We start from the raw sequence: 13,107 nt of genomic DNA on the forward strand, positions 1-13,107 counted from the left end.
GGCCATTGGCCAGGTCGCTGATGCTCCTGACTGCGGCCTGCCAGCGGGCCCTCACCGCACGCGGGCCGATGCAATCCCAAGACCCATGACAGATCGCATCATCAATCAGCGGATACGTAACCGGATCATCGAGTATCTGGAACTCGCCGCTTCGTTCGAGGAGCAGTCTCAATACCAAGCAGCGGCGCCCTACGTCCACATCCCCAACGAGATCATCAATCAGTGGGAGGACTGGGTTCATGCCGATTGGCGCGAGTACATGACCGCGCCGACGTTCTCCCATGACGAAGTCGACGCCATTGAGCGATTTCATACCGTTTGGGATGCTGTTGCAGCAGATACCCCCGATCCATTGCCCTCGCTCAAAATACTTTTCGGCACGCAGCAGTGGCAGCGGCTGGCTTCAGCGGCTGCCGAAGCGTCCGCGGTCTTCCGAGTTCGCGGCCGTCTTTCCGAAAATGAGGCCGCGGCCGATTAGTTGGCGGGTTCCTGGCCTCTCTTTTGTACGAGGCTGAGGAAGCGGATATATTCATTACAGATACTTGAGCCGATGCCATGATCGATGCAAAGAACACGTCCCCGGTAGGCTGGTATGTAGGTTCGTACCTGCTGCGCTTCATTGAATTGGAATCCAAGGGCAACGACGAACCCGGTGCAGAATTCACGTTCTGGGAGAATACCGTCATCGTCAAGGCGCGCGATCTCGATGAGGCCTACGACAAAGTCATGGTCATAGCTAGCGGCGAGACAAACCCCTATCGAGGCGGGCCCGACGGCGTGCCTGTGCAATGGGTATGCGAAGGCGTAACCGACTTGCTGCCGATCTACGAGCCGCTGGAAGATGGTGCCGAAATCATGTGGGAAGAGCACGAATCCGCTGGGCTCAGTCAGATGCGCCAGCGGGTGCGGGGACGTGGAGAATTCCTTCGTTGATTGACCATCGATCCGATGCTTCAATCGTCAGCGTTTTCATTAGTTCTAGCAAGGAAGCCCGCGCATGAAATACCTCTTGGCAATACTGGCCATGCTGTTCGCGACATCGGTTTGCGCGACATCGGTGGCGAACAAGTCACTCGAAGACATCGTGCGCTCCGCAGATTACGTAGTGATCGCCAACATCGAGCGCGTTGACATGGTCGATGGCCGTGGCCGCGCGGTAACCGATCCCAAGGCGCGAACCGGCCCGGGCCTGGACAATCAGATCAGGTTTCATCTGCGAGTGAAGAAGGCCTTGTTCGCGCGCTCAGGCGCGGTGCCGCCGACCTTGGTCGTCCCCCTATGGACGGAGTGGCATTACAACCTGGGCACCATGCAGGAGGAAGCGAGCAAGAACGACAGCATCTTCCTGCTCAAGGGCGACCACTACGAACCCGCGTATCCAGCTTATTTCGAGCGATCGATGGATGAGCAGGCGGAGATCGAGCGGATTCTGCTCGGCAAGGGCAAGTAGTGTTGATGATGGAATGAATGATGGGCTGGGATTTTTTCAAATGCATCAAGCCGATGGCGATCTTGATATTCGTCATCGCCTGGAACGCGCTGTGGTTTCTCGGTGTCTGGCTCAATGATGGAGTGGGCGGAGTCAACACGTTGGCCAGCGCAGCGTGCTTCACGCTCGCCAGTGCGGCCGTGGCGGTCCTGGGGTTCTCGACGGCATCGTCCGGGGCTTGACAACGCATCATGCTTCGCGAGAGCGCGGATCTTGCGGTGGCTCGCAAGGGCTTTCGTATCCTCGGCGTCATCGGTGCGGCGGTTGCGCTGGGCGGAGTATTTTCCGCAGCGAATATTGCTTTTCAGGGGAATTTTTAGCGATCCGGCTGCCTGGAAAATCTGAACAGGCAACGGCGAGCGAGTCGCTTTGTGGGAATCGATGCAAGTCGGTGCGTAGCGGGGCGGGTCTTGCAGACCCCGAACGCCGGGCGCAAAGTGCCGGAAAACGGTTGGGGGCCGGCCATGGATCGAACCGCAAACCCAGATGCGTATTGGTGCCCGGTGCGAGTCGGGGTCATTTCCGGGGTGATGGCCCTGCACGCGGCCTTGCTGCTGGCGCTGACGCTGCCGGTGGCCGCTCCGATTAAGCGCGGCGTTGAGTTCTTCGTGCCCTACGAGTGCACCGGGCTCGGTCTATGCACTGTGCCGCCTTATCGTGGGCCGCGTTACTACCGTTACTCCGCGCAGGGCATGAAGATCGCGGCCGTTGTCGCGGAGCCCATGACAATCGACGGCCGCGCCGATGTGGTGCCGGACATCGTGGCCAAAGGCGACCGGCTATCTGCCCCGGTCGTCGCCTATGCGAAGACCTTTGACAGCCGGCCGCGCGCGGTCGAACTTCGGATTCTGGTATCCGAAACAGGTAGACCTCTGGATGTCCAGGTCGTGCGCGGAAGCGGCGATGCGCTCTTGGACCAAAACGCCGCGGACTACGCGCAGGAGCGTTGGCGATTCAAGCCGGCGCTCGATCGCGGACGGAAGGTGCGTTCGAGCGTGCGAGTGACGATGGAGTTCGACTTCCTCGGACAGAGCGAGAATGCGGTTCGCTACGAGCCCTGGTTCGATCATCCGATCCCTTGAGCGGTGGCACCCCGACGCCGCCGGTGCGTCGAGCCGAATCCGCGCAAAAAGACGGACGCGATGAAGGCTGGAACCCGCGCGAGGCCTGCGTTCCAGCTCCGATATCGCCCAGGACGCCCCCGCAAAAACTCTGCCGCGCCGCATATTTGACAGTAGCTAAGAACCCTGTTTAGAGTGCCAAAGTGGTATCTCTTGAAACACGTCGCCGATGCGAATCGGTTTGCGAGGGAGAGGCCGCGAGGTTGAAATCGATGTCCGGTGCGACGGGGTTTCGACACATGGAGCGGCCGTCTGCTGGGCGACATTCAGTACTCAAGGAGGACTAGCAATGCAAAGCAACGATATCGTCTCGGGCTGGCTCAATGGCGCCGACAGCGTCGATGGCTACGAGAATCCGGCGGGTCCGCTGTATCTGGAAGGCGAAAGCGCGGTAACCGATGCCATGCGGGCTCCGGTGACGCATTCCACGTCGGTCTCCACTTGCCCCAACGGCCGCTGCTACTGCTGCATCTGAGTTAGCCACGCGTCATCGACGCGCAGCCCGGCACGGGTTGCGCGTCGTCGCTGGCCCATCCGCGCGCGCCATCCTCGCGCCGCCGCCCAAATCCCAGACCGGTATCGCAATGACCGAAAGCCGTATCCACGAGGGCTTCGGTCCGATCACCGATCATTTCACCGCCGCCGCGCGCGAGGCCTTCGAGGTCCGTCTCGCGGCCCTGGCTTCCGGCCTGGATGCGGACGAATCGCAACTGATCCGCGAGGCCGTCGCACAGGCTCTGTACTCCAACGCGCGGCTCAAGCTCAATCGCGTGCTGCTGCTGGAACTGCATGCGGCGAAGCTGGCCGGCGAACTCACCGCCGAGGATGAGCCGGGCCGTTTCGCGCAGTTCGTCGCCAAGGCGCTGCGCCCGGAATTTTCCGAACTTCTGTACGGTCGCTATCCGCCGCTGCGCGAGCGCCTGGAGCGCACGCTGAGCCAGCAGTGCCTTGCCATCGAAACGCTGATCGTGCGTTTGATCGCCGACCGCGCGCAGTTGGCGACCTTGCTCGGCGCCGCGCCCGGCCGCTTGATCGCGGTCACGCTCGATCAGGGCGATCTGCACGAAGGCGGGCAGACCGTGGCGCGGTTGAGTTTCGAGGCCGGGCAGGTCATGTACAAGCCGCGTTCGCTGCGTATCGACGCGGTGCTCGACGGTTTCCTCGCACACGTCTTCGAAGGCGACGGACGCATTCGCGTGCCGGCGGTGCTCGACCAGGGCGACTACGGCTGGGCCGCTTTCATCGAACATCGCTATTGCGACGGCGATGAAGAATTGCGCGGTTTTTATCGCGGCCTCGGCCATTGGCTGGCGATACTGCGCCTGCTCGGCGGTACCGACATCCATCTGGAAAATCTGGTCGCCGCCGGTCCAGTGCCGGTGGTGGTCGATGTCGAGAGCCTGTTCGCCGCCGCGCTGCCGGTGACGCCGTCGGGGTACGGCCAGGCCTACGATCTGGCGCAGACGCTGATTCAAAGCTCGGTGCTGCGCACCGGCATCGTGCCGTTCCGTGCGCCGGTGCTGGGCTTCGGCCGCGCGGATTTGTCCGCCGCCGGCGCGTTGCCGGGCGAGCAGCCGCAGTTGCAGGTTCCGGTCATCGCCGACGACGGCACCACCGATGCGCGGGTGAAGATCGTCGAAGCGGAAATGGCGATGTCGCAGAACCATCCCAGCCCGAATCCGGATGTGTCGCGGTATTGGGACGAGATCAGCGACGCCTTTCTCGATGCCTCGCGGCGGCTGCGCCGGCTCGATGCCGACGGCGCGCTGGCGCCGCTGCTGGCCGCGTTCGAAGGCTGCCGCGCGCGCGAGGTGCGTCGCGCGACGCAGATCTACGTGGAAATCGGCCGCATGCTCTGGCATCCGGCGTCGCTGTACGACGAGCCCAAGTCGATCGAGCGCGCGCACAAGCTGTTCTCCAGCAGCGCCGGCACGGTGGCGTTCTCGGAAGAGGAAATCGCGCGCGAAATCCACGATCTGCGTTATGGCGACATTCCGATCTTCGCGCTGTCGTTGTCGCCAGAACGCATCGCGCAGACCTTCGCCAATTGGCGCGCGATGCGGATCGAGCTGGAGGAAATGACGATCCGCAGTTCGCTGGTCGTCACCCAGCTCAACAGCGGCGCCGACGGCCCGAGCGAACGCGACAGCCGTTCGCACTACGCCCGCCATCCGCATCGCGACCGGCTCGACGAACGCAGGCGCAAGCTCGCCGCCGATACGACCGAGCGTCTGCTGAATCTGGCGGTGCACGGCGAAGACGGTTCGACCACCTGGATCACGCCGGAGAGCTTCGGCAGCCAGGGTTGGCATGTGCAGCCCTTGGGCGGCGACACCTATTTCGGTCTCGGCGGCGTCGCCGTGGCCTTGGCTGGCTACCAGCACGAAGTGCGCAATGGCCGCGCCGATCCGGTGGCGGGCGTGGATGAGGCGCTGGAAGGCGCCTTGGTCGCGCTGCAGAGTCTGGTCGAGGCCGAGCCGGCGCCGGCGACGGTGGGCGGCTTCACCGGTGACGGCAGCCGCATCTGGGCCTGGCTGGTGCTGCACGATCTGCTCGGGCGGCCGCAGTTGCTGGCCAATGCCTGCGCCTGCGCGCAAGCGCTGGAGCAAAAAGGCTTCGACGACGATCGCAGCCTGGATATCACCGACGGCAGTTGCGGCGCGATCGCGCCGCTGCTGGGTCTTGCCGAGGCCACCGGCGACCGGCGTTGGCTGGCGCTGGCCGCGCGCGCCGCGACGCGCCTGCAATCGGCGGTGCGCAGCGATGAGCGCGGAACCTATTGGCAGACGCTGGAACTGGCCGATCCGATCGGCGGCTTCGCCCACGGCGGTTACGGCATCGGCTGGGCCTTGGCGCGCCTGGCGCGCAGCGATGCGGGCAGCGAATCCGAACGCAGGCATTGGAACGAACTCGCCGACGCCGCGTTCGCCTTCCAGGATTCGTTGTTCGACGCCTCGATCGGCAACTGGCGCGATGTGCGCATGCAGGACACGGTGAACTTTCCGACCTGGTGCAACGGCGGCGTCGGCATCGGCCTGGCCGCGGCGGATCTGTATGCGCGCAGCGGCGATCCGCGCGATCTGCGCGACATGCGCCGCGCGGTGGCGGCGGCGCGCGGGCAGTGGGGCTTTACCCACACGCTGTGTCACGGCGATTTCTCGTTGTGGGAACTGCTGGTGCGCGCGTCCTTGCTCGATCCGGACGCCAGCGCCATCGATCGCGACGACGCCACCGCCGAAGTCGTTTCGGCGATCGAGGAACACGGCATCGTCGGCGGCATCACCAAGCAGGCGTTCACGCCGGGATTGATGACCGGCCTGGCCGGGGCGATCCACGGGCTCAGCCGCATGCATCCTGAGTGCGATCTGGCTTCGCCGCTGTTGCTGGAATGCAAGCGGCAGAGCGGTTTGAAGACGCGCACGTCAGCGGATGCAGAAGCGCTGGCGGTCTCGTAGGACCCGAAGGGCTCTGCTTCGGTGCGGAGCCTCTTTTTTGCTCGTCATTCCCGCGAACGCGGGCTCTGCTTTACTTCGGCGCAGCGAACATCAGGGTCTTTCGTGCGGGGGGCGGCGTGCCGCTCCCGGGCGATTTCAGACGGGGTTGCAGGCGACCCAACCCTTGAAGGTAAACCCGGCATAGAACAGTTCGACTCGCTCGAAGCCGGCTTCCTCCAGCAAGGCCGCATCCTGCTCGGGCGAGAGCATAGGCAGGCGGCTGTTGATCGCGGCGACGGCGTTGGCGGCATCCACCATGGGCACGCCGGACGCCGCCGCGAATGCCGCGTAGCGATGGAGCCAGCGCAGCCTCTGCTCTTGCGCTTGCGGAACGCTGTGATGGGCGACGATGAGCGGCGCGCCGGGTTTCAGGCGCCGCCTGATTTCGCGCAGCGTGTGCAGGCGCTCATCGCTGGGCAGGAAGTGCAAGGTCAGCAGGCAGGTGGCGCCGTCGAAGGGGCCCAACGGCGCGGTGTCGATATAGCCTTCGAACAGCTCGACCCGCGTCGCGAGCGGGCCCAGGGTGGCTTCGGCGAGTTTCAGCATCTCCGCCGACGGGTCCACGCCGACCAGCCGCCATTGCGGATGCGCTTCGGCGAAGACCTTCAACTCCAGGCCGCCTCCGGCGCCCAGAACCAGGACGTGGCCGTCATCGGGAACGGTTTCGGCCAGCAGCAGCTCGGTCATCTGCTGCAGGGCATGAAAGCCCGGCACCTGCCTGACGGGGCCTTGCGCGTAGCGGGCGACCGCTTGTGGATCGGAGAACGACGACACAACCGGGCTCCAGCGTGGGGTTCAGGCGCTTCATGCTACTGCAAGGGCTACATCTGAAAACACGCGCGATGATTGAGCCCCTCTCCCGCTTGCCACCCAAGGTGACTTCCTTCGGGGCGCGGGAGAGGGGTTGGGGTGAGGGCCCGCCAGCTGTTGCGGAACTCAAGAGCATTCGCGCCTATGGCGCTCATACCCTCACCCCGGCCCTCTCCCGCAAGCGGGAGAGGGAGAGGGAAGGGAGAGGGAGCGGATGCGGTTTTACTGACAGGTTCAGCGGCGGCTTTCGCGATAGTAAGCATCGGCTGCACTACCTCGCCGCAGCCGCCCCAAACCAAATGCCGAGCGCCTCCACAAGCCCGGCCTGATTTCCCTCGCCCACCCAAGCCACGTAGCCATCCGGCCGTATCAACACGGCGCTCGGCGCCGCGACGATACCCAACACCGGAAGCTCCCACTCACCCGCGTACTCGGCATCGATCGACCGCACCCGCTCGCTCCAGTCACCAAGGTCGCAACCGCCGGCCCCGGCGAAGTTGATCAACAGCGGCCGCGCCTCATGGAGCAAGCTGAAGACCCGCAGCGGACCATCGGCGGTGATCACGTCGAGATCGGGCATGCGGCGTCCCAGCAGCGGATGCCCCGCGCCGAGGTCGTAGTGAATGTTCAAGCCGGCCATCTGCGCGGCGAATCGCTTGCCCGCCTCATCGGTGCCTAGCATCTCGGTAACCGCATCGCCCACGGCCTTGCTGCGTGCGTCGGTGCGACGCAGCACGGTCTGCGCCATCGTGTTGCGCAATACGCGCGCGCCGACCGGATGGCGTTCGGCGTGGTAGCTGTCGAGCAGGGTCTCCGGCGATATCCGCTTGATCACCTGGGCCAGCTTCCATCCCAGGTTCACCGCATCCTGCACGCCGATGTTGAGGCCCTGGCCACCCATCGGCGGATGCACGTGGGCGGCGTCGCCGGCCAGCAGGACGCGGCGGTCGCGGTACGCGGCGGCCTGGCGGACCATGTCGGTGAAGCGGGAAATCCACGCGAAATCGTGGATGCCGTAGTCGCTTCCATAGATGCCGGTCAGCGCCGCGCGGACATCGTCGCCGTTGGGTTCGGTGTCCAGGCGCAGTTCCCGTTCGGTCAGCACCAGCCGCACTGTGTCGCCGTCGCCCTTGCCGATGCCGTGGATACCGGCGGCGTCCTCGTGAAAGCCCCACTTGGGTTCTTCGCTCATCGCCGCTTCGGCGATCAGCCAACTGGTGGTCGCGTCCCAGCCCGCGAACTCGATGCCGGCGGTCTTGCGCACGACGCTGCGGCCGCCGTCGCAACCGACCAGATACTGCGCGCGCAGCGAGCGACCGTCGGACAGCATCACCTCGACGCCGTCCTCGTCCTGCGCGAAATCGGTCACCTCCAGGCCGCGATAGAGCCTAACCGGCAATTCGCCGACCCACTCGGCCAGGATGCGTTCGATATGCTTCTGCCACAGCCCCAGCACGTAGTTGTGACGGGTAGGGCAGTCGCCGATATCCAGGGGAACATGGAAGTGGACTTGAGAATGCGGCCGTCCTTCCGAGACGAAACGCTCGACGATGCCGCGCTGATCCAGAACCTCGAGCGTGCGCGAATGCAGGCCGCCGGCGCGCGAGCCCTGCAGGTCCTGGCTGGCGCGCCGCTCGACGACGGCGACATCGATTCCGGCCAGGGCCAGTTCGCCCGCCAGCATCAGCCCGGTCGGGCCGCCTCCGGCGATCACCACCGCATGCGCCGTCATGGCCGCGCTCCGATCGCCTGTTCACTGTTCCCGCGCGATGCGTACTTCGATAGCGGCAGTCTCATTGCGCACCTCCTCGTTGCTTGAGTTCGGTGGGCGATTGAGCATCACGGCGGGGGGCTTGCCACAAGCCCGGGGTGGTTTAGGATAGTGATAGGGAAGGGCCGCGAATTATCGCCACGGGTTCATCTAGCGCGGACGAAGCCCTTTCCTGCCCGGCCTCGGCCGCGATCACTCGCCCTGCGGCAGCCTGGCGATCACCTTGATCTCGAAATCGAACCCATACAGCCAGGTCACGCCGATGCCGGTCAGGGTCGGGTGCGGCGCGTCGCCCCAATACTCGGGCAGGACTTTCCAGATCGTGTCGAACTTCGATTCGGGATCGACGATGAACACGGTCGCGTCGATCACATCCTCGAAGGTGCAACCCGCCGCTTGCAAAACCGCATTCAGATTTTCGAACGCTAGCCGCACCTGCGCCTGCAGATCCGGCTCGGGCGAGCCGTCTTCGCGGCTGCCGACCTGTCCGGATACGAACAGGAAACCGTTCGAGCGGATCGCCGGCGAATAACGATTGCGTTCGTACAGCGCTTGCCGTCCGCTGGGAAAAACCACGTCGCGCTTGCTCATGCACACCTCGATCCATGGGCCGCAACCGGCCCGTTGTTGACGATGCCAGGACTGTAGAGCGGCCCGGCGCGCGGATAAACGCGCGCGTCCACCCATCACTGTTTGTAGAATCCAAACAATCTTCGAGCGCCTGGAGCGGTGATGGACCGTATTGATGCGATGCAGGCGTTCGCGCGCGTGGTCGAAACCGGCAGCTTCACCAAGGCGGCCGACACGCTGCACATGAGCAAGACCAGCGTGACCCAACTGGTGCAGCAGTTGGAGGCGCGGTTGCGGGTGAAGCTGCTCAACCGCACCACGCGCAAGGTCAACGTCACCGCCGACGGCGCGGTCTATTACGAGCGCGTGGTGCGGTTGCTGGCCGACATGGACGATGCTGAAACCAGCCTGTCCAGCGCTTCGGCCTCGGTGCGCGGCAAGTTGCGGGTGGACGTGCCCAGCCCGCTGGCGCGGATGATCCTGGTGCCGGCGTTGCCGGGGTTTCATGCCCGCTATCCCGATATCCAGATCGACCTGGGCGTCAGCGACCGCATGGTGGATTTGATCGGCGAGAACGTGGACTGCGTCGTGCGCGGCGGCAAGATCACCGATCATTCGCTGATGGCGCGCCACGTCGGCGACCTGCAACTGCGCGCTTACGCGGCGCCGGATTACCTGCAGCGCGAGGGCGTGCCGGCGCATCCGCGCGAACTGGAAGACAGCCATCACCGCATCGTAGGTTTCCTGTGGTCGCGCACCGGCAAGCCGTTTCCGTACGCCATGCACCGCGATGGCGAGAGCGTCAGCGTGCAAGGCCGCTATGTGTTCGCGGTCGATGACGGCAACGCGTATCTGGCCGCGGGTCTGGCGGGCCTGGGCGTGCTGTGGTTGCCGGACTACATGGCGAAAGCGCACCGCGCCGCGGGCGAGCTGATTCCGGTATTCGAAGATTGGCGCTTCGATCCGATGCCGCTGTACCTGGCCTTCCCGCCGAACCGGCATGTCAGCGCCAAGCTGCGTGTGTTCATCGACTGGATCGTTGAGGTGATGGCGCAGCACGCGCCGGTGGTCGATCCGCGCAAGCCCTGAGGCCGCGGCGCGGCGATAACCGTGTCCTGCCGCCTGATTCGGGCGGCAGGGCGCGAATACAACGGCGCCGTCGGCCTGATTCAGAACGCGGCGACATCCACCACCGCCTGCGCGAACGCGGCCGGCGCTTCCTGCGGAAGATTGTGGCCGATGCCGCCGCCGATCAGCCGGTGCGCGTACTTGCCGGTGAACTTGCTGGCATAGGCGCTGCTGGGCGGATGCGGCGCGCCGTTGGCGTCGCCTTCCAGGGTGATGGTGGCAACGCCGATATCGGGCATCCGCGCCAGCCGCGCTTCCATTTCGTCGAAGCGCTTTTCGCCTTCGGCCAGGCCCAGACGCCAGCGGTAGTTGTGAATCACCACGGCCACGTGATTGGGATTGTCGAACGCGGCCGCGCTGCGCAGGAAGGTGGCATCGTCGAAACGCCACTGCGGCGAGGCGAGTTGCCAGATCAGCCGCGAGAATTCGCTGCGGTTTTTCTCATAACCCAGGCGGCCGCGCTCGGTGGCGAAATAGAACTGATACCACCACTGCAGCTCGGCCTTCGGCGACAACGGCGCCTGATTGGCCTGCTGGCTGCCGATCAGGTAACCGCTGACCGAGACCAGGCCCTGGCAGCGTTGCGGCCACAGCGCGGCCATGATGTCGGCGGTGCGTGCGCCCCAGTCGCAACCGGCGAAGATCGCCTTGTCGATATGCAGCGCGTCCAGCAGCGCGATCGCATCGGTGGCGAGCGCGGCCTGTTGTCCGTTGCGCGGCGTGTCGGCGGACAGGAAGGTGGTCGAGCCGTAACCGCGCAGGTACGGAACGATGACGCGGTAGCCCTTCGCCGCCAGCAACGGCGCGACTTCGGCATAGGTGTGGATGTCGTAGGGCCAGCCGTGCAGAAGCAGCACCGGCGGGCCATCGTCCGGGCCCATCTGCGCGTAGCTCACGCGCAGCACGCCGGCGTCGATCTGCCGCAGCGGACCCCACACCGGCTTGCCCGCGGAGGCGGGCGCGGCGCGCACCGACGCGGGTGCGGCGAGCGCGGACCCGATCGCGCCCATGGGGCCGGCGGCGAAGGCGAGCGCTGCGCCGCCCAGCAGGCGGCGACGCAGGGGGTTGGTCGGCGAGGCGGAAGGACCGGTGTTCATGGACTGTCTCCTGATGAAGGCCGATCCGCCGGCGAATGCGGCGGCGTGGCGGGATGGCGTTCATTACGCGCCGGCGGCGTATCCGCCGGGTGTCGGCGAGGTCGCCGATTCGTATGCGAATGCGCGGGCGATGCGCCCGGATACATTGGGATACAAATCGGTGCCGCGCGGCGGGCGTCGGCTCGCTCCGGCGTCAGCTCAGCAACGCCGCCTGAGCCGCGGCGATGCGCCGCAGCTTGTCCGGATTGCGTTGGATGTAAACGCGCACGATGCGCTCGCCGTCGGTGTCGTAGGACTGCACCGATTCCAGTTCCGCGCCGATGTAGCGCAACAGGCCCAGACGGCCGTTGATCCAGGCCGGCACGATACGCAGCTCGTGCTTGTAGCGCAGGCGCGCGGCGTACAGCAGCTGGGCGATGCGCGGCCCGCCGACCATCGGTTCGGCGAAACTGGTGACGATGCCGCCGCCGTCGCCGACCAAAGTCGCCGACTCGGCCATCATCTGTTTCATGCCGTTGAAATCGCCGCTGGACAGGGCCTGCGCGAAGCGAAGCATCAGCTGTTGATGCGCCTGCGCCGATACCACATAGCGCGGCCGCTCCTCGCGCAACTGGGCCTTGGCCCGGTGCACGATCTGGCGGCAGGCGGCTTCGCTTTTGTCCAGGGTCCGCGCGATGTCGCCGTAATCGGCGTCGAACACCTCGCGCAGCAGGAACGCCGCGCGCGCCTCCGGCGCGAGCCGCTCCAGCACCATCAGGAACGCGATCGACAAGTCGCTGGCGGCTTCCTGCAATTGCTCGGGCGTGGCCTCGCCGGCGTCGGTAAGGATCGGTTCGGGCAGCCAGATGCCGACGTAGTGCTCGCGGTCGGTGCGAGCCAGGCGCAGGCGGTCGATCGAGCGGCGGGTGGTGGTGGTCACCAGCCAGGCCTGCGCATCGTCGATGCGCTCCGGATCGGCCTTGTGCCAGGCCAGCCAGACGTCTTGCACCACATCCTCGGCTTCGGCCACCGAGCCGAGCATGCGGTAGGCAATGCCACGCAAGCGTGGTTGCAGTTGGGTGAACAGTCGAGTCGCGCCTTCCATGCATATCAGGTCGGGGCAGCAGGCCCGATTGTGACATGCCGCGCTCAGCGGCCACCTGGGCCGCCGAGCGCCGGCGCCGGCAACGGATCACGGAACCGGGATCAGGGCCGGCTTGTTCACGTCCTTCAGCAGCAGCACCACGAACTTGGCCGGCTTGTCGCGACTGGCGTTGCGGCCGACGGTGTGGATGTCCTTCGGACCTTCGTAGAAGCTCTGGCCCGCGGTCAGGGTGACTTCCTTGCCGCCGGCCACGCCCATCACGATGGAACCTTCCAGCACGTAGACGAACGCATCCGCATCGTGGCGATGCACCGGGTCGGCGCCGCCGGGCGGGTATTCGACGCTGAGCATCAGCGCTTCCTTGCCCGGGTAGCCGGACAGCGGCTGGGTCATGACGGTGGTGACCGTAGGCAGCGGCGCGGCGCCCGCGGCGGCGGGGCCGTGGGCCGACGCGGCTGCGGGTGCGAGCAGCAACAGCAGGACGAGCGAATGGCGGATGCGCATGGGGAGACCTCGTTGTGTCGCCGCTCGCGGCGGAGCGGC

Annotated in this window: 14 protein-coding genes; 8 read left to right on the forward strand and 6 right to left on the reverse strand. The window is 65.6% G+C overall.

All coding sequences use genetic code 11. From position 1 onward, the window contains the following. Positions 1 to 85: 85 nt before the first annotated feature. The 7 genes from LG3211_RS09030 (at position 86) to LG3211_RS09060 (ending at position 6,065) form a co-directional block, all read left to right on the forward strand. Positions 86 to 478, forward strand: coding sequence for a hypothetical protein (locus LG3211_RS09030; protein ID WP_057942538.1), 393 nt, complete (start codon positions 86 to 88; stop codon positions 476 to 478). 77 nt (positions 479 to 555) lie between these two features. Next, complete coding sequence (locus LG3211_RS09035; protein ID WP_222837590.1) at positions 556 to 933, forward strand: DUF4288 domain-containing protein; 378 nt, start codon at positions 556 to 558, stop codon at positions 931 to 933. Between the two features lie 64 nt (positions 934 to 997). Further along, positions 998 to 1,450 (forward strand): hypothetical protein, encoded by a 453-nt coding sequence (locus tag LG3211_RS09040; RefSeq protein ID WP_148648812.1) that lies wholly within the window; start codon positions 998 to 1,000, stop codon positions 1,448 to 1,450. Positions 1,451 to 1,467: 17 nt separating this feature from the next. Further along, a complete protein-coding gene (locus LG3211_RS09045; RefSeq protein ID WP_057942540.1) occupies positions 1,468 to 1,671 on the forward strand; it encodes a hypothetical protein in 204 nt (67 codons plus the stop codon). Positions 1,672 to 1,899: 228 nt separating this feature from the next. Next, on the forward strand, positions 1,900 to 2,571 hold the full coding sequence (locus tag LG3211_RS09050) for an energy transducer TonB (protein ID WP_083512414.1): 672 nt from the start codon (positions 1,900 to 1,902) through the stop codon (positions 2,569 to 2,571). Between the two features lie 328 nt (positions 2,572 to 2,899). Next, the gene (locus tag LG3211_RS09055; protein ID WP_057942542.1) at positions 2,900 to 3,085 is read left to right on the forward strand and encodes a DUF6229 family protein; all 186 of its coding nucleotides are present in this window, start codon (positions 2,900 to 2,902) and stop codon (positions 3,083 to 3,085) included. Positions 3,086 to 3,194: 109 nt separating this feature from the next. Then, the gene (locus tag LG3211_RS09060; protein WP_057942543.1) at positions 3,195 to 6,065 is read left to right on the forward strand and encodes a type 2 lanthipeptide synthetase LanM family protein; all 2,871 of its coding nucleotides are present in this window, start codon (positions 3,195 to 3,197) and stop codon (positions 6,063 to 6,065) included. Positions 6,066 to 6,200: 135 nt separating this feature from the next. Here LG3211_RS09060 and LG3211_RS09065 read toward each other — a convergent pair whose 3' ends face one another. From LG3211_RS09065 to LG3211_RS09075, 3 genes are all read right to left on the reverse strand, one after another. Then, a complete protein-coding gene (locus tag LG3211_RS09065) occupies positions 6,201 to 6,878 on the reverse strand; it encodes a class I SAM-dependent methyltransferase (protein WP_057942544.1) in 678 nt (225 codons plus the stop codon). A gap of 307 nt (positions 6,879 to 7,185) precedes the next feature. Continuing rightward, entirely contained in the window at positions 7,186 to 8,646 is a 1,461-nt protein-coding gene (locus tag LG3211_RS09070; RefSeq protein WP_057942545.1) for an FAD-dependent monooxygenase, read from the reverse strand. A gap of 231 nt (positions 8,647 to 8,877) precedes the next feature. Next, a complete protein-coding gene (locus LG3211_RS09075) occupies positions 8,878 to 9,276 on the reverse strand; it encodes a RidA family protein (RefSeq protein WP_057942546.1) in 399 nt (132 codons plus the stop codon). Positions 9,277 to 9,417: 141 nt separating this feature from the next. On the opposite strand from LG3211_RS09075, the gene LG3211_RS09080 reads away from it, so the two are divergent. Continuing rightward, the gene (locus LG3211_RS09080; RefSeq protein ID WP_057942547.1) at positions 9,418 to 10,344 is read left to right on the forward strand and encodes a LysR family transcriptional regulator; all 927 of its coding nucleotides are present in this window, start codon (positions 9,418 to 9,420) and stop codon (positions 10,342 to 10,344) included. An 80-nt stretch (positions 10,345 to 10,424) separates the two neighbouring features. Here the strand turns inward: LG3211_RS09080 and LG3211_RS09085 are convergent, their stop codons facing one another. From LG3211_RS09085 to LG3211_RS09095, 3 genes are all read right to left on the reverse strand, one after another. Further along, the gene (locus LG3211_RS09085; protein WP_057942548.1) at positions 10,425 to 11,480 is read right to left on the reverse strand and encodes an alpha/beta fold hydrolase; all 1,056 of its coding nucleotides are present in this window, start codon (positions 11,478 to 11,480) and stop codon (positions 10,425 to 10,427) included. Positions 11,481 to 11,673: 193 nt separating this feature from the next. Next, a complete protein-coding gene (locus LG3211_RS09090; RefSeq protein WP_235109623.1) occupies positions 11,674 to 12,522 on the reverse strand; it encodes an RNA polymerase sigma-70 factor in 849 nt (282 codons plus the stop codon). Between the two features lie 129 nt (positions 12,523 to 12,651). Beyond that, complete coding sequence (locus LG3211_RS09095; protein ID WP_057942550.1) at positions 12,652 to 13,068, reverse strand: cupin domain-containing protein; 417 nt, start codon at positions 13,066 to 13,068, stop codon at positions 12,652 to 12,654. Positions 13,069 to 13,107: the final 39 nt, after the last annotated feature.

It is taken from the genome of Lysobacter gummosus, from assembly GCF_001442805.1.
GTDB classification, from domain to species: Bacteria; Pseudomonadota; Gammaproteobacteria; order Xanthomonadales; family Xanthomonadaceae; genus Lysobacter; species Lysobacter gummosus.